The organism is Streptomyces sp. P6-2-1 (assembly GCF_050613165.1).
GTDB lineage: Bacteria > Actinomycetota > Actinomycetes > Streptomycetales > Streptomycetaceae > Streptomyces.
The window spans coordinates 5,862,243-5,878,482 of record NZ_CP192513.1 but is presented as its reverse complement, the minus strand read 5'-3'; the positions used below and the strand labels follow the sequence as shown (position 1 = coordinate 5,878,482).

The following is a 16,240-nucleotide window of genomic DNA, read 5'->3' as shown; positions in this document are numbered from 1 at the left end:
GTGCGGACGAGTGCGTCACCGGACGGCACCCTCGCCGTCCTCCTCTCCAGGGTCCGCCTGGAGGAACGGCTGATCCTGGAGGCCCTGGAACACCGGAACGTGCCGCACGAGTCCGTGGACGACCGCACCCTGGTCCGCGACCTCGCGTCGCGGACCGGGGTGCGCCACCGCGGCGTGCTGAACCGGATCATGTCCCACACCCGCGGCCTCTACGCCGCGCGGCTCTTCGAGGCGGCCGGGCAGACGGTGTTCAACTCCGCCGACGTCATCGACGTGTGCGGCGACAAACTGCGTACCTCGCTCGCCCTCGTGGCCGCCGGTGTCCCCACGCCCCGCACGGTGGTGGCCCTCACCCCGGACGCGGCGTTGCGCGCCGTCGAGGAGATCGGCTACCCGGCGGTGCTCAAGCCGCTCGTCGGCTCCTGGGGGCGACTGCTGTCGAAGGTCAACGACCGGGACGCCGCCGAGACCGTGGTCGAGCACCGGCAGTCGCTGCGCTCCCCGCAGCACTCGGTCTTCTACGTGCAGGAGTTCATCGACGCGCCGGGCCGCGACATCCGCGCCCTGGTGCTGGGCGACCGGGTCGTGGCGGCGGTGTACCGCGCCTCGGACCACTGGATCACCAATACCGCACGGGGCGCCACCACCCGGGTGTGCGCGGTGACGCCGGAGCTGGCGAAGCTCGCGCGCGCGGCGGCGGACGCGGTCGGCGGCGGGATGCTCGCCGTCGACCTCATCGAACGGCGCGACGGCGAGGTGCTGGTGACGGAGGTCAACCACACGATGGAGTTCCACGGCCTGATGGCAGCGACCGGCCTGGACGTCGCGAATCTCGTCGTGGACCACGTCCTGGACGCCCTGCGCGCGCAGGAGGTGACGGCGGCATGAAGGCCACCGTGGTCGGTGCCGGCGGTTACATCGGGGGCGAACTCCTGCGCCTCCTGCTGGACCACCCCCACCTGGAGCTGACGCAGGCCACCTCGACCCGGCTGCGCGGCCGGCCCCTGCACTCCGCGCACCCCAACCTGCGCGGCGCGAACGCGCCGGCGTTCGTCGCGGACGAGGACGCCACCGAGACCGACGTGGCGTTCCTCGCCGTGCCGCACGGCTCCTCGGCACCCGCCGTGGAGCGCTGGTCGGCGCTGGCCCCCACGGTCGTGGACCTGAGCGCCGACCACCGCGTCCCCGACGACGCCCTGCGCGCCCGCCACTACCCGCACTCCCCCGCGAAACGGGAGTGGCTGGACCGCTTCCGGCCCGGCATACCGGAGCTGTACCGGGAGCGGCTGCGCGGTGCCTCGCACATCGCGGTCGCCGGGTGCATGGCCGGGGCGGGCATCCTGGCGCTGCACCCGCTGGCCGCCGCCGGACTGGTCGCGGGCCCGGCGCTGGTGGACGCCCGTACGGGCTCCAGCGGCGCCGGGCGGGTACCCGACGAGGGCAGTCACCACCCGGAGCGGGCGGGCGCGCTGCGCATGGCGAAACCGCACGGGCACCGGCACACCGCGGAGATCGAGCAGGCGTGCGGGGTGCCGGTGCGGATGACCGTGACCGCCGTGGACGCCGTCCGGGGCGTCCAGGTGGCGGTGCACATCACCCCGTCCCGGCCCGTCACCGAGCGGGAGCTGTGGGCGCTGTACCGCGACGCCTACGGCGGCGAGCCCTTCGTACGACTGGTGCGGGAGCGGTCGGCGCTGCGCCGGATGCCCGATCCGAAGATCCTCAGCGGTACGAACTTCTGCGACATCGGCCTCTCCCTCAACTCCGAGGGGGACCACCTGATCGTGGTGGCGGCCTTGGACAACCTGGTGAAAGGTGGGGCCGGAAATGCCGTCCAGTGCGTCAACATCGCCGCAGGACTTGAGGAGTCGGCGGGACTCCGCTTCGCCGGGCTCCACCCCGCCTGAGCGGATCGTGGTCAAGATCGGCGGCTCCTTGCAGAGCAGGATGGGCGAGGCCTGCGCCGACATCGCCCGGCTGAGCGCCGCGGGCCACCAGGTGGTCGTGGTGCACGGCGGGGGCGCGGACGCCGACCGGCTCGCCGCCGAACTCGGGCGGCCCGCACGGCGGATGACCGCGCCGGACGGCCGGGAGAGCCGCTACACCGACGGCCCGGCGCTCGACGCGCTCGCCATGACGATGCTCGGCCGTGTCAAGCCGACGCTGCTGGCTGCGCTCAGCGGCTCGGGGCTGTGGCCGGTGGGGCTGTCGGGGCTGGACGGCGCGCTCGTCACCGCGCGGCGCAACCCGCCGACGCGGGCGGTGGTGGACGGCGTGGAGCAGGTGGTGCGCGACGACCACTCCGGCCGGATCGCGGGGGTGAACCCCGCGCTGCTGCTGATGCTGCTGCGCGGCGGGTTCACCCCGGTCGTCTCGCCCCCGGCGCTGGACGCCGCGCGGGGGATGATCAACGTGGACGCCGACCGGCTCGCGGCCCGGCTGGCCGTCGCGGTGGGCGCGGACTGGCTCGTCCTGCTCTCGGACGTCCCCGGGCTGCTGCGCGACGGCGCGGACGCGAGCAGTCTCGTGGAGCGGCTGCCGCACGCCGAGCTGGACGCCTATCTGCCGCTGGCGGCGGGGCGGATGCGGGTGAAGGTCCGCAGCGCCGCCGAAGCCTTCGCCGCCGGGGTGCCGCACGTGGTGCTCGGCGACGGGCGGCTGGAGTCGCCCGTCACGGCCGCACGCGAAGGGGCGGGCACGGTGTTCGTCGCCGGTGGGCGCCCCGCGCCGACCGGGCGGGGCGCACGCGGGCGGCGGGCCGGAGGGAGCGGGCGGGCGGCCGCCTCCCCGTCGTCCTCGCGCGGCAGGTCGGCCGCCGTCCCGGGGGCTGCCCCGGCTCCGGGAGCGGCCACCGCGCCAGGGGAGGCCCGATGAGCGCCCCCTCGGCCGCGCGCGCCGAGGCGCTGCTGCGGCGCATGGTGGAGATCGCGTCCCCGTCCGGCTCCGAGCAGGATCTCGCGGCCTTCCTGGAGCGGGAGTTGCGGGAGTGGGGGTTCCGCACGCGGCGGGACGCGGTGGGGAACGTCCTGGCGGAGCGGGGGCCCGCCGACGGGCCCGTCATCATGCTCGTCGGCCACATGGACACCGTCCCCGGCCCGGTGCCGGTGCGCCGGGAGGGGGACGTGCTGTACGGGCGGGGCACCGTGGACGCCAAGGGGCCGCTGGCGACGATGGTGTGCGCCGCCGCGAGCGCGCGGACGGGCCCGGTGCGGGTGGTGGTGGCCGGGGTGGTGGAGGAGGAGACGTTCGGGCGCGGCGCCACCCACCTCGCGCTCGGGCCCCGCCCGGACGCGGTGATCGTCGGCGAGCCCAACGGCTGGGCCGGGGTGGGCATCGGCTACAAGGGCCGGGTCGTGGTGCGCTACGAGGTACGGCGCCCCGCAGCGCACACCGCGTCCCCGGAGGAGCAGGCCTCGGACGCTGCGGTCGCTTTCCACCACGCGGTGCTCCGCTACTGCGAGGAGCACGTCACGGGACCGCGCGCCTTCGACCGGCCGCTGGCGACGCTGCTGCGCGTGGAAGGCACCATCGAGCACGCCCGGCTGACACTGGCCGTGCGTACCCCGCCCGGCTTCGACCTGCCGCGCTTCGAGGCGTTCCTCGCCGAGGCGGCCGGTGACGCGCGGCTGTGGATCGACGACCGGACCCCGGCGGTGCGCGTGGACCACAGGGGGGCGGTCGTGCGCGCCCTGTGCGCCGGTGTCCGCGCCCAGGGGGGACGTCCCACGCTGAAGCTGAAGACGGGGACGGCGGACCTGAACATCGTGGAGCCCGTCTGGGGCTGCCCTGCGGCGGTCTACGGTCCCGGGGACTCCGCGCTGGACCACACCGGCCACGAGCACATCGACCTGCGCGAGTACGCGACCGCGATCGAGGTGCTGCGGCACGGCCTGGAGGCGCTGGCGGCGGAGCTGGCCGGGGGTGCCGCGCCGGGGGCCACGGCCGGGACCGGGGCGGCGGGAGCGGGCGGGAGGGCGACGGGGGCACGGGACGCGGTCCGGTGAGGCCGGTGGGGGCAGGGGCGCGGTCCGGTGGGCCCGGCGCGCGTCGGCCGTCCGGCACGCCGGGCGCGCGGTCCGCGGCCCCCGCCGCGCGGGCTCCCCGGTCCGGCGCTCCGGGCGGCGGGGGCCACGGGCGTCAGCGGGTCGTGCCGGACGCCTCGCGCGCGGCGTGCCCGGCGCCGCCGCCGGTGCCGCCGTAGAGGCGCACGGGGCGCCCGTCGATGATCCGCTGGTGCAGGTCCTGGAGACCGGCGCACGGGTCGAGGCCGACGCGGCTGACGAGGGCGGCGCGGCCGGCCCGGTAGGCGGCGAGGGCGTCGGCGCGGCGGTCGGAGAGGTAGAGCGCGGTCATCAGGCGGCCCCGCAGCTGCTCGCGCAGGGGGTGCTCCTCGACCAGGAGGCTGAGTTCACCGACGAGTTCGCGGTGGCGTCCCAGGGCGAGTTCGGCGTCGAAGCACTCCTCCAGGAGCGCCAGGCGGCGCTCCGCCCAGTACGCGGCGACGGGGGCCAGGCCCCGGCTGCCGAGCCCCGCGAGGGGTTCGCCGCGGAAGAGGGCCAGGGCGGCGCGGTAGTGCTCGACGGTGCCCTCCAGGTTGTCGGGGGCGGCGGCCCGGCCGCGTTCCCTGTGGGCCTCGAACTGGCGCGTGTCGAGGTGGGCGTCGGACACGCGGAGCAGATAGCCCCCGCGGACGGTCTCGATGAGGTCGGGCGGGCCACCGGCCTCCGTCCACGCCTTGCGCAGCCGCCATACGCACGTCTGGATCTGCTTTTCCGCGGTGACGGGCGGAGTGCCGCCCCAGACCGCGTCCACCAGGCGGCTGACGGGCACGGCCCGGTCGGCCTCGGTCAGGAGCACGGCGAGAACCGTCAGCTGGCGGCTCTCGGGGAAGGGCACGTCCCGCCCGTCGACGCGTACGCGCAGGGGCCCGAGGAGGGAGAAGGACACGTCGGGGACGCGCGCGGCGCCGAGGAGGACGGCGGGTCTCGCGGCGGTGCCGGAGAACGGGGCTCCGGAGGCGCGGGAGGTGGTGCCGGTGGTGAGGGGCAGACGCATGGTGTTCTCCGGTTCTGTGGAAGGCCCGGCCCACCGCGGTGCGGCCGGCGTGGTTGGCGCGACAGAGGGAGGAGCGGCGAATGCGGGGGGTGGCGCGCGGCCCGGGAAGGAAGGGCGCGAAGAGCCCCGTCCGGCGCGGGCCGCCCCGGGGGGCGCCCGGGGGCGGTGGGACCGGACGGGGCCGGTGTCGCGGGACGGGGTCAGTCGTCCTCGTGATCCTGCGGGAGCTTGAAGACGGAGAGGTATCGCACGGGCGTGACGGCCTCGAAGTGGCTGTGGCGCGAGCCGGCCGCCGCGGCGAAGACGTCTCCGGTGGTCATCGGCACGCCCTGGTTCAGACAGTCGCCCTCGATGACGTACAGGAACTCGGTGTGCGCGTGGGTATGCGGTTCGGTGACGTATCCGGGCTCCGCCTCGACCAGGGCCATGAGGTAGCCGTCGGCCCGGGCGGTGAGCCGGGCCCGTGCCCTGCCGTCGGAACCCCAGGGAATCCAGGGAACGGAGTCGTCCACGTGGACGAGGGACCAGCCCTCCAGGGAGGGGACCTCCGCGGACGGCGCCTGCGGGGAAGGGGCCCGCAGGGGGGAGCCGCCGGGCGCGGGGGCCGGGGCGGGGGCCTGTGCCGGGGCGGGGGCGGTGGGCGTGGCGGGTTCGGGGACGGCAGGCATGACGCTCCTGGGACGCGGTCCGTACCCCCGTGGCGCGGGGCCACCGGGGGGACCGCTGGTCGGTGAGGGGTACGGGGTCAGACGGCGGCCTTGGCGGCGGCCTCGGTGCCGGGAGCGCCCTCGGCGGCGGGCGCCTCCGGGGCGGGCGACTGGCGGGGGATGCCGAGGGCGCACACCGCGCCGAGCAGGACCACCCCGACGCCCACCCACACCGCCGGGTGCAGGCCGTCGACGAACGCCTGCGGCGACGTGGTGGCGCCGGAGCCCGCGAACACCGTGCTCAGCACGGCGATGCCCAGCGCCCCGCCGACCTCGCGGACGGTGGTGTTGGCGCCCGACGCCTTCCCCGCGTACTGCGGGGCGACCGAGGCGAGCACCACCGCGGCGGTCGGCGCGAAGACGAAGCCCATGCCGATACCGGCCACGACCATCGGGGCGACGAGCGTGCCGTACGGGGTGTCGGCGCCGGCGACGAGGTTGATCCAGGCCAGGCCCACGCCTTGCAGGAAGAGCCCCAGCGCCATGAGGCGTCCGCCGCCCACCTTGCTGGTCAGCAGGCCGGCCACGGGGGCGACGAACATCGGCATCAGGGTCCACGCCAGGGTGCGCACACCGGCCTCGAGCGGGGAGCGCGGCGGGGCGATCTGGAGGTACTGGGCGAGGAGGAAGAGCGAACCGAAGACGCCGAAGTACATCGCGGCGGAGACGACGTTGGTGAGGGTGAAGGCCCGCACCTTGTAGAAGGACAACGGCAGCATCGGCTGCCGGACGCGGCGCTCCCACACGAGGAACACCGCCAGCAGGACCACGGCGGCCACGAAGGAGCCGATGACGGTGGTGGAGGTCCAGCCGTCGGTCTCCCCGTGCACGATGCCCCACACGAGGGCGAACAGCGCGGCCGAGGCGAGCACCATGCCGGGCAGGTCCAGGCCCACCCCGTCCTGGCGGCTCTCGCGCAGCACGAAGCGGATCAGCGGGAGGGCGACGATGCCGACCGGCACGTTCACCCAGAAGATCCACTGCCAGTCGAGCCCGTCCACGACGGCGCCGCCGACGACCGGGCCGAGGGCCACGGCGAGGCCGCTGATCCCCGACCACAGGCCGAGGGCCAGTCCGCGCATCCGGCTGGGCACCGCCTGCGAGAGCAGCGTCAGCGACAGCGGCATGACCGCGGCGCCGCCCACCCCCTGGACGGCACGGGCCGCGATCAGCTCACCGCTCGTGTCGGCCAGCCCGCAGAAGACGGAGGCGACGGTGAACAGGGCGATGCCCAGCATGAACACGCGTCGTCGCCCGAAGCGGTCGCCGAGGGCAGCGCCGGTCAGGAGCAGACAGGCGAAGCTCAGCACGTAGGCGTTGACGAACCACTGCAAGGCCTGTGTGTCGGCGTCCAGTTCGGTGGCGAGCGTGTGCAGGGCGGTCGAGACGACCAGGTTGTCCAGCGCGACCATGAACATCGGGACGCTGCACGCCACGATCGACAGCCACAGGGGCACCGACCGGCGTTCGGGCTTGGTCATGGTGAAGCTCCAGCGGGAGGGTCCGCCGCGGGGCGGACGGGTGAGTTCGGACGGGCGAGTTCGGACGGGGCGGGGAGCGGACGGGGCGGAGCGGACGGGTGAGCGGCCTGGCGCCGGGCGGACCCGCAGGGGCGGGCGCGGGGAGCGGGGTCAGGAAGCGGCGCGACCGGTATCGGCCTGACCGCTGTCCCGCTCGTCCCGCTCGTTTCGGGCGTCCTGTTCCGCCCGGTGCCTGGCCAGGCGCTCCTTGGCGTCCGCCCAGGTGATGGGCAGCTCGCCGACGGGAACCTCCCAGAAGGTGAAGTCCGAGCGGCGCATGGTGGGCCGCAGCCCGGTCATGATCGACTTGTGGGGTTCCGTCTTGGCGTAGGCGTACAGCAGCTCGCGGTTCTCCCAGGCCGACAGCGTCCAGAAGGTGCGTTGCAGCGGGTTGGCGATGAGGGAGGCGCCGAGCGCCCCCTGCGCGCCGCGCACCTGTTTCCAGGCGGCCAGCGAGCGCAGGAAGAACTTCGGCACGTCCTTCAGCGACCGCACCTCCAGGCGGGAGGCCATGACGAGCGCGCTGCCGGTTTCGGCGCGCGGGGGGTTCGGGGTGGTCCAGGGGAGAGTGGGCACGGCGATTGCTCCCGACGTGGAGGGCGCCTCGCGCGGCCCCTCGCGGACCCCGCTCGCGACCTATTGGACAGTGGCACTACCCATGATAGACAGTAGAACTATCGAGTGGCCAGGAGGAAGGTGAACATCGTGCGAATCTCCGAACTCAGCAAGCGCAGCGGAGTCTCCGTGCCGACGATCAAGTACTACATCCGTGAGGAGCTGCTGCCCCCCGGCCGCCTCGTCTCGGCCACCCAGGCCGAGTACGACGAGCAGCACCTGCGCCGGCTGCGGCTGCTGCGGGCGCTGATCGGGACGCGCGGCCTGTCCGTGGACACCACCCGGCAGGTCCTCCTCGCCCTCGCCGAGCGCAGTTCCTCGCCCCACCACGTCCTCGGCCTGGCCCTGGGCGCCATCCGGGTGGGCGGGGAGCCCGCCACCGACGACGCGTCCGGGACGGGCGGGGCGCCCGCGGAGCCGGACGAGGCCGAGCGGTCCGTCACCGCGCTCCTGGACGAGCTGGGCTGGGACGTCTACAAGGAGACCCCGGCCAGGGAGGCGCTGGCCGAAACCCTCACCGCGCTGCGGCGGTTCGGCGTGGCCGACGACTGGCGGGCACTCCTGCCGTACGCGCGCCTGGCCGCCGACACCGCCCGCCTGGACCTCGACCAGCTCGACGGGCTGGACGATCCGCTGGAGATGGCCGAGCGGGCGGTCGTCGTCACGACCCTGCTGGAACCGGCCCTCCTGGCGCTGCGCCGCCTCGCCCAGGAGCACGAGTCGGCGCGGCGCCACGAGAGCTGAGCGGCGCACGGGAGCCGGGTCTTCCGGGTCCCGCGCTCAGCCGTCCAGCTCGGCGAGCAGCCGCAGCGCGGCCTGCTTGCCCGAGGCCCAGGCCGCCTCGTGCGAGCCGATCTGGTCGACGCCCAGCTTCGGGGAGTGGAAGTAGGAACCGGCCAGCTTCACGCGGGTGTTCTCGTTGACCCGGTAGATGTCCTTCTGCAAGGCACGGACCGGGCCGTCGAGGACGGGGTGGGTGTAGCGGAAGCGGGCGATGACCTTGTCCGGGTCCAGCTCGCGCGGGTAGTCGAGGGTGATGAAGTAGTCCGTGCGGGACGTGAAGTCGTGGAGCTTGTTGAGGTAGTACACGACGTACGTGCGCGGGGCGCCGTCCAGTTCGACCTTGCCGTAGTTCCACGACTCCCAGCGCGCGCGGTCACCGGAGATGACGGAGGTGTCGGTACTCAGGGCCACGTCGGAGGCGTGGTAGCGGACGGTGGACAGCACCGCACGCTGGTGGTCGGTGGGGTTGCCCAGCAGGGCCAGTGACTGGTCGGCGTGGGCGGCGAGGACGACGTGGTCGTAGCGCTCGCGACCCGCCGCGGTGACCACGGTGGCGTGGTCGGCGCCCTGTTCGACGGCGGTCACCGGCTCGCCCGCGCGGATCTCGGGGCCGATGGCGGCGATGGCCTTGCGCACGTAGCTGATGGAACCCCCGCCCACCGTGCGCCAGTCGACCCGGCTGCCGCCCAGGCCGCCCTCGTCGTGGCCCATGAAGAAGGCGATCACGGTCGCGGCCGGCATCTCCCAGATCTGCTCGGCAGGCACCGACCACACGGCGGAGCACAGCAGGATCAGGTACGAGTGGCGGAACTCGGCGCTGTAGCCGCCCGCGTCGAGGTACTCCCGCATCGGCAGCTCCGCGCGCCCGCGCAGGAAGTCGCGACGGCCCTCGGTGTGGAAGCGGCGCACCTCCCGCCACACGGGCAGGAACTCGGGCGTCGCCGCGTACCGGGCGGTGACCTCCTCCTCGGGGAGGTCCAGCTCCCTCGTGCCGTACTCCAGCCCCGAGTCCAGGTCGAAGAAGTTGAAGCCGCCGGGGTGGTCCACCATCTCCACGCCCAACTCGTCGAAGACCGGCGTCATCGTGGGGTAGGCCAGGCGGTTGAAGACGATGAAGGCGGTGTCCAGGCCCAGGACGCGCCCCTCGTCCTCCACCTCCACGGTGTTGGCGTGGCCGCCGAGCCTGTCCTCCTTCTCGTACAGGGTGATGTGGGCGCGCTCGCGCAGGTGGTAGGCGGCGGAGATGCCGGACGGGCCGGCGCCGACGACGGCGATACGGGGCGTGCGGGGCTGCGACATGGTCTCTCCACGGTCGGGTGGGGCGGGTACGGACGGACAGGGGGGTTCAGGTGCGGGGGGGTGGGGGGTGGTTCAGGTGCGGGGCGGCCCGGGCGGGGGCGCCGGTACGGGCCCGCCGGTGGCGGCTTCCTGGAGGGCCACCCCGAGGACGTGGCGCGGCCCCGGGCGCAGCAGACGCAGGCGCCAGGTCGCTGCCTCGGCGGCGGGCAGCCGGGGGTCGTCCACGGTGAGAGCGACCCCGCCGGGTTGTCCCGCGCCGGGCGGGCCGCCGTCGCGGAACGTGAAGGAGGACAGGGGGCGGGTCAGACCGGTGCCGAGCGCCTTGAGGTACGCCTCCTTCAGCACCCACAGCTCCGTGAGCCGCACCGCGCGGGCCGCGCCGTCCAGGGCGTCGAGGGCGGCTCGTTCGGCGGGCGCGAGGTGCGGCGGGAGGTGCGTGAGCGCGTCGGGCCTGGCGGGGACGCCCTCCACGTCCACGCCGCAGCCGCCCACCGGGGTGACGACGCAGGCGATGAGCCCCTCGGTGTGCGAGAGGTTGAACCGCAAGCCCTGGTCGGGCGGCGGCAGTTCGGGGCGGCCCCAGGGCCCTGTGGTGAAGTGCCAGCGCTCGGGCGGGCGGCCGTCGTGGGCGCTGAGGGCGTGGCGGACGAGCAGGCGCGCGCCGAGGTGGCGGCGACGCGCCCCCGCCCCCCGCAGCCGGGCCCACCGCTCGCGCTCCGCCTCGCTCAGCACGTCCGTGCCGCCCACCCGCGCGGCGAAGGCGTCCACCGCCTCCTCCGGCAGCAAATGGAGCGTCGCGGGGCCCGCGGCGAGGCGGTGAACGGCGGGGGCGGGCAGGGAACCGGCGTCCGGGGGGAGAAGCGCGGCGGGACGGGGCAGGGGCACCGGGGGTCACTCCTCTCGGCGACGGGGACGGTACGGGGGGACAGGGCGGTACGGGGCGGTACGGGGGCGGACGGACCGGAGGGAACGGACGCGGCGGGCGGCGGCGGGCCGGAGGGGTGCGCCCGCCCCCGGGCGGCGGTCGGGAGCGGGCCGGACGGCGTGCCCCCGCCCCGGCGTCAGCGCCGCACGGTGTCCGTGTCCAGCTCCCGCCGGGCCAGCGGGAACTGCCAGTGCGAGAACAACTGGTCGGCGCCGTGGAAGTGCCGCAGCACCCGCATCACCTCGTCCACCACGCCCGGGTCGGTGACCGACTCGTGCGGTGCCAGGGCCCGCCGCAGCCGCTCCAGTTGCAACAGCAGGAGCGCCCCGTTGGGCAGCGGCTCCTCCATCACCTCGTGGGAGTGCACGAAGGTGTGCACGCAGGCTGCGACGGCGTGCAGGAGGCAGTACTCCTTCGCCAGGTCGAACAGCTCCGCGCTGTTGCCGAAGGCACGGCCCAGCTCCGTGCGCAGCCGCTCCGCGCGCTCCCCCAAGGAGACGGTACGGGCGAGCAGTTCCTCCGCGGTGGCCGCCGCGCGGCGCAGCCACCCGCGCTGGTCCTCCTCCTTGGCGTCCTCCGCGAGGGCGTCGAGCGCGGCCACGGAGGCCGGGGCGGCGAGCAGCGTGTCGTCCCTGCCCCGCGCGAACAGCTCCTGACGCCAGGGCTCGTACGTCGGCAGCCCGGCGCCCATGCCGTACAGCACCGCCGCGTTCGCCTCCGCCGCCGCCCGGTCCCGGCCGGTGGCGGAGGCGAGACGGGTCAGCAGCGGCTGGAGCTGCCCGGCGAGGTTGCGCAGGTTGACCACCGTGTTGCCGTCGGCGAAGTTCGCCACCGGCAGGTCGCGCAGCATCTTCTGGAACACCCCGTAGTGCGGGTGGTCGCGCAGGAAGTAGCGGGCGCCGAGGACGACGGCGAGCTGCGACATGGCGCGTTCCATCATCGTCGGCACCAGGTACTTCGCCACCGACGAGTGGACGCTGGCCTGTTCCGGGGCCTGCTGGAGCCCGCGCACCGCGCCCAGGCTCACGGCGTCGGCGACCATGAGGTCGGCGAACACCTCCGTGAGCTGGCGGCGGCTGTAGGGGATGTCGCTGACCGTCCTGCCGAGGATGACGCGGCCCTCGGTGAAGTCCAGCGTCACCCGGAGTCCGGTGTCCACCGCGGAGATCGCCATGCCGGAGATCTGCGCCCTGGCGGCCTGTGCCGCCTTGAGCGCGATCTCCAGGCCCTGCCCCTCCCGCCCGATGAGCGCCGAGCGGGGCACGAACACGTCGTCCACGCGCACGCCGCTCAGGTCCATCCCGCGGATGCCGTGCAGCCGCTCCTTCGGCAGCTCCGTCACCGAGCCCGCGGGGGCCGCGCGCTTGTCGAGGACCAGGACGGAGAAGTCGCCGCTGCCGCCGCGCTCCCCCGTGCGGGCGAACACCACCATCGCGTCGGCCCGGGTGGCGTTGCCGATCAGCCACTTCTCGCCGCTGAGCAGGTACCCGCCGTCGACGGGCCGCGCCCGCATCGCGTTGGCCAGCAGGTCACTGCCGTAGCCGCGCTCGGACAGGCCCCAGGAGAGGCGCTGGCCGTTCTTGATCGCCGTGACGAACTCGGCCTGCTGCCCGGGGCTGCCGCCGGTCCACACGGTCATGAAGGCGAGGTTGGTGATGATCAGGGCGGTGGCGGTGGTGGAGTCGCGGCGGGCGATGAGCCGCACCAGGTTGAACTCGGCCTCCACGTCGCCCGCCCGTCCCCCGTGCTCCCCCGGCAGGGCGTACTCGGGTACGCCCCAGGCCCGCAGCGGGTTGACGAACTCGTACGGGTAGGACTCCCGTTCGTCCAGTTCCAGGACGCGGCGGAAGGGCATCGCGGAGGAATCGTCGTGCGGGCAGCCCAGGAACTCCTCCAGGCGGACGGCGAGCGCGGTCAGGTCAGCCCTGGGCATGGACGGCCTCCTGCGGGGCGTCGAGGGGGACGGGCAGGGCGGTGAAGAGGGCATGGGAGGTGTGGAGCGCGCCGACGGCGTCGCGGGCCGGTTCCAGGTCCCTGGCGCGGCGGCGCGGGTCGGTGCCCGCGGCGCGGGACAGGAGGTAGGCGAGGACCGAGCGCAGCCAGCCGGTGTCGCCCGGCGCGGTCCCGTACAGGCCCGTGGTGCGCGAGGCGACCCACAGCCGGACGCAGACGGCGGCGCCGTGCAGCCAGGCGTAGCTCTCGCCGAGGTCGGCGAGGGCGTGCGGGTCGGCGTCGGCGCCCCGGGTACGGGCGGCGAGGGCCGGCAGTTCGGCGACGGCGTCCGCCAGCTCCTTGAGCAGCGCGGACGTGTCGGCGTCCGTCTGTCCGGCCAGCTCGGCCGCGAGGTCCTGCAGGGCGGCCAGGACGGGGTCGGGGCCGCGTGCCAGGAGGTCGAGCCGGGCAGGTTCGTAGGCGGGCAGGGCCGCTTCGAGGTCGAAGACCGCGTCGACCGCGGGCGCGGGACCGTCCGCCGTCGTGGCCGTGACGAGCGTGGGCAGCTGGGCGGCGTAGGAGCGGAGGTTGGCGTAGGGGCTGGCGTCGATGACGCGGACCACCGCGGCGTCGCGGCGCAGCTTCTGGAACACGCCGTCCCCCGGGGCCTGTCCGCGCAGCACGGAGCGGGTGGCCAGCACGGTCGAGCAGTGCCGCAGCACGTCCTGGGTGGCCTCCGCGACGAGGTGCTTCGCGGCGGGTCCCCACACGCTGTACGTCCGCGGTGTCACGTGCACGCCCCGGGCCGCCGCCGTCGCCACCGCGTCGGCGGCCAGCAGCGCGGCGCTCGCCGCGGCGCACTCGCGGCGGGCGTAGGGGGTGGCGTCCAGGGTGGTGCGGCCGAAGCGACGCGTCGCGGTGAAGTCCAGGGTCAGGCGCAGCGCCGTGTCGGCGATGCCCAGGGACCCGGCCATGCTCATCAGGCGCACGGCCTGCTGGGCGCGCAGGGCGACCTCCAGGCCCTCGCCCTCCTTGCCGACCCGCGCCCCGGGCGGGACCTGGAGGCCGTCGAAGCGCAGGGTGGCGAGGTCCACCCCGCGCATCCCGTCGGTGCGGGGCGCCGGAAGACGGGTCAGTCCCTCGGGCGTGGTGCCGCGTGGGGTGTCGATCAGGTAGGCGGTGAAGGCGCCGGGGCCGCGCGCGCCGGTGCGGGCCACCACGTACACCGCCTCGGCGCGCGTCCCGTTGCCGACGAGCCACTTCTCGCCCCGCAGCCGGCCCTGCTCGTCGAGGTGCAGCGCGCCCGAGACCAGGTCGCTGCCGTGGGCGGCCTCCGTCATGGCGAAGGCCACGGCGCCGCCCTCGCGCAGTATCCTCGCGACCTTCTCGCGCTGCCCGGCCGAGCCGTGCACCTGGAGGCAGGTCGCTGCGATGATGCTGAACATCGTGCCGGGCATCACCGTCACGTCGCGGCGGGCAGCGGCACGTACCAGGGTGAGGCTGCGGTCGAAGGACTCGAACGTGCCGCCCCACTCGCGGGGCAGGTAGGCGAGGTGGAAGCCCGCCTCGAAGAGCAGGCCGCACAGTTCCCCGGGGAAGGCGTCGGCCTCGTCGCGGGCGACGGCGGCGGCGAAGCCGTACGGGTTGGCGGGGTCGGCCGGGTCGCCGAGGAGCAGCTCCACCTCCGCGGGAGTGAGGGCGGGGGTGCGGGCGGGCGCGGCGGTGCGGGCGGGCGCGGGGGTGCGGGCGGCGCTCATGAGGCACCCGCCGTGGGGGCGAGGGGCAGCGGGGTCTCGCGCGGCACCGGCAGGTACTCGGCCGCGCCGGCGGGCACCCGGACTCCGGCCAGGCGCAGCTGGGCGAGACGGGTGTGGAACGCCGCTCCCCGCATGAGGTGCTGGGCGACGTCGGCGACGCGCCGGTTGCTGGGGTTCTTCAGGTAGCTGCCGGTCACCCAGTCGTTGAAGGAGCCCATCGCCGGTCCGCACCAGACCTGGTAGTCGGGGGTACGGGCCTCGTCCCCCGTGACGGCCCAGCGCGAGGCCATGCCGAGGTACCAGCGGAACACCAGCGCCATGCGGCGGCGCGGGTGGTCGGCGGCGCGGGTCAGCTGCTCGGGGTCGCGGTTCGTGAAGTAGCTGACGCAGTCCGCCCACACCTCCTCCAGGGGGCGCCGGAAGATCTGTTTCTCCAGCCGCTCGCGCTCGTCGCCCGGCAGCGCCTCCAGCCCGTCGTACGCCTGATAGAGCTGGTAGAGGCGGCGGGCGCGCATCGGGAAGAGCGTGCCCTTCTTCAGTACTTGCAGGTCCACGCCCATCTCGAACATGTCGGCGGCCGGGGCCATCTCGCAGTCCGCGATGCCCGCCTCGGCGAGCATCGCCCGCACCTGCGGCGAGGTGCCGGACTCCAGACACGACTGGTTCACCGACCCCGTGACGACGTAGTCGGCGCCCATCGCGAAGGCGGCGGCCAGCGAGGCGGGCGCGCCCAGGCCGCCGGCGGCGCCGAGCCTGATGGGGTCCTGGTAGCGGTGTTCGCGCTGCACGGCGTCGCGCAGGCGCGCGAGGACGGGGAAGAGGGCCGGGAGGGGGCGGCGGTCGGTGTGGCCGCCGGAGTCCGCCTCGACGGTGATGTCGTCGGCCAGCGGCACCTGGTGGGCGAGCGACGCCTGCTCGGCGGTGATCAGGCCCCGCTCCAGCAGGGCGGTGACGGTGGCGGCGGGGGCGGGGCGCATGAAGCGGGTCGCGGTCTCGGGACGGGAGACCTTCGCGATGAGCCGGTTGCCCGTGACGACGCGCCCTTCCGGCCCGCGCCGCAGCCCGGCCAGCCGGTAGCGGACGATGTGCGGGGTGAGGTCCATGTACGCGGACGCCTCCACGCAGCGCACACCGTGCCGCAGGGCCAGTTCCACGGTCTCCCGCTCCAGGCGGTCCTCGCTGGGGCTGTGGATGACGTTGATGGCGTAGGGCAGGCCGGGGATCTCCCGCGCGAAGCGGCGCAGGGTGTCCTCCACGACGGAGGGCAGCAGACCGGCCGCGCCGAAGGAGGCGAGCAGGTTCTCGCGGGCCATCGCGATGACGAGGTCGGCGGAGGCGATGCCACCGGCCATCGCGCCCGCCATGTAGGGCAGGCGCACGCCGTGGGCGGCGGTGAAGGCCGCCGAGCCGAGGCGGTGCGGGGGCAGCGGAGCGGCGGCGGCGAGGACGCCTGGGCCCTGCCCGCCCGGCGCCGCGGTGCCGCCGGAGACGGCGGCGGGCCCGGCGGGACCTGCGACGACGAAGCAGGGCTGCTCCAGGTCGGCGAGTGCCTGGTGGACTCCGGAGGGGTCGGTGGCGGGGAGGCCGTCGCCGTGCCAGCGCAGCGGCGGGCCTGCCTGGGGTGGAGTGGGGTGCGGGCTGGACATG

Annotated in this window: 14 protein-coding genes; 5 read left to right on the top strand and 9 right to left on the bottom strand. The window is 75.0% G+C overall.

From position 1 onward, the window contains the following. The 4 genes from lysX to ACQYWQ_RS24830 are packed head-to-tail and all read left to right on the top strand — an operon-like array spanning nt 1 to nt 4,004. Nucleotides 1-888 (top strand): lysine biosynthesis protein LysX, encoded by an 888-nt coding sequence (gene lysX, locus ACQYWQ_RS24845; protein ID WP_431037594.1) that lies wholly within the window; start codon nt 1-3, stop codon nt 886-888. Next, nucleotides 885-1,907 carry an N-acetyl-gamma-glutamyl-phosphate reductase gene (argC, locus tag ACQYWQ_RS24840; protein WP_431037592.1) on the top strand — a complete coding sequence of 341 codons (1,023 nt, stop codon included), beginning with the start codon at nt 885-887 and terminating at the stop codon, nt 1,905-1,907. Before lysX ends, argC begins: the two co-directional genes overlap by 4 nt. A 7-nt stretch (nt 1,908-1,914) precedes the next feature. Further along, a complete protein-coding gene (locus ACQYWQ_RS24835; RefSeq protein ID WP_431037591.1) occupies nt 1,915-2,874 on the top strand; it encodes a [LysW]-aminoadipate kinase in 960 nt (319 codons plus the stop codon). Next, a complete protein-coding gene (locus ACQYWQ_RS24830; RefSeq protein WP_431037590.1) occupies nt 2,871-4,004 on the top strand; it encodes a M20/M25/M40 family metallo-hydrolase in 1,134 nt (377 codons plus the stop codon). The genes ACQYWQ_RS24835 and ACQYWQ_RS24830 overlap by 4 nt, the downstream gene beginning before the upstream one ends. A gap of 133 nt (nt 4,005-4,137) precedes the next feature. On the opposite strand, the gene ACQYWQ_RS24825 is transcribed toward ACQYWQ_RS24830, so the two are convergent. The 4 genes from ACQYWQ_RS24825 to ACQYWQ_RS24810 all read right to left on the bottom strand — a co-directional run bounded on the left by ACQYWQ_RS24825 (nt 4,138) and on the right by ACQYWQ_RS24810 (nt 7,858). Continuing rightward, on the bottom strand, nt 4,138-5,055 hold the full coding sequence (locus tag ACQYWQ_RS24825) for an AfsR/SARP family transcriptional regulator (RefSeq protein WP_431037589.1): 918 nt from the start codon (nt 5,053-5,055) through the stop codon (nt 4,138-4,140). A gap of 200 nt (nt 5,056-5,255) precedes the next feature. Beyond that, the gene (locus ACQYWQ_RS24820; protein WP_431037588.1) at nt 5,256-5,723 is read right to left on the bottom strand and encodes a cupin domain-containing protein; all 468 of its coding nucleotides are present in this window, start codon (nt 5,721-5,723) and stop codon (nt 5,256-5,258) included. A 77-nt stretch (nt 5,724-5,800) separates the two neighbouring features. Beyond that, on the bottom strand, nt 5,801-7,243 hold the full coding sequence (locus ACQYWQ_RS24815) for an MFS transporter (RefSeq protein WP_431037587.1): 1,443 nt from the start codon (nt 7,241-7,243) through the stop codon (nt 5,801-5,803). 150 nt (nt 7,244-7,393) lie between these two features. After that, complete coding sequence (locus ACQYWQ_RS24810) at nt 7,394-7,858, bottom strand: DUF3291 domain-containing protein (RefSeq protein ID WP_431037586.1); 465 nt, start codon at nt 7,856-7,858, stop codon at nt 7,394-7,396. Between the two features lie 129 nt (nt 7,859-7,987). Between ACQYWQ_RS24810 and ACQYWQ_RS24805 the strand changes: the two genes are divergently transcribed. Further along, a complete protein-coding gene (locus ACQYWQ_RS24805) occupies nt 7,988-8,641 on the top strand; it encodes a MerR family transcriptional regulator (RefSeq protein WP_431039335.1) in 654 nt (217 codons plus the stop codon). A gap of 36 nt (nt 8,642-8,677) precedes the next feature. On the opposite strand, the gene ACQYWQ_RS24800 is transcribed toward ACQYWQ_RS24805, so the two are convergent. From ACQYWQ_RS24800 to ACQYWQ_RS24780, 5 genes are all read right to left on the bottom strand, one after another. Then, complete coding sequence (locus ACQYWQ_RS24800) at nt 8,678-9,979, bottom strand: NAD(P)/FAD-dependent oxidoreductase (protein WP_431037584.1); 1,302 nt, start codon at nt 9,977-9,979, stop codon at nt 8,678-8,680. Between the two features lie 72 nt (nt 9,980-10,051). Further along, nucleotides 10,052-10,864 carry a 4'-phosphopantetheinyl transferase family protein gene (locus tag ACQYWQ_RS24795; protein ID WP_431037583.1) on the bottom strand — a complete coding sequence of 271 codons (813 nt, stop codon included), beginning with the start codon at nt 10,862-10,864 and terminating at the stop codon, nt 10,052-10,054. A gap of 176 nt (nt 10,865-11,040) precedes the next feature. Beyond that, nucleotides 11,041-12,837 (bottom strand): acyl-CoA dehydrogenase family protein, encoded by a 1,797-nt coding sequence (locus ACQYWQ_RS24790; protein ID WP_431037582.1) that lies wholly within the window; start codon nt 12,835-12,837, stop codon nt 11,041-11,043. Then, on the bottom strand, nt 12,824-14,593 hold the full coding sequence (locus ACQYWQ_RS24785) for an acyl-CoA dehydrogenase family protein (RefSeq protein ID WP_431037581.1): 1,770 nt from the start codon (nt 14,591-14,593) through the stop codon (nt 12,824-12,826). The genes ACQYWQ_RS24790 and ACQYWQ_RS24785 overlap by 14 nt, the downstream gene beginning before the upstream one ends. Further along, a complete protein-coding gene (locus ACQYWQ_RS24780; protein WP_431037580.1) occupies nt 14,590-16,239 on the bottom strand; it encodes a PfaD family polyunsaturated fatty acid/polyketide biosynthesis protein in 1,650 nt (549 codons plus the stop codon). Before ACQYWQ_RS24780 ends, ACQYWQ_RS24785 begins: the two co-directional genes overlap by 4 nt. Nucleotide 16,240 lies beyond the last annotated feature (1 nt).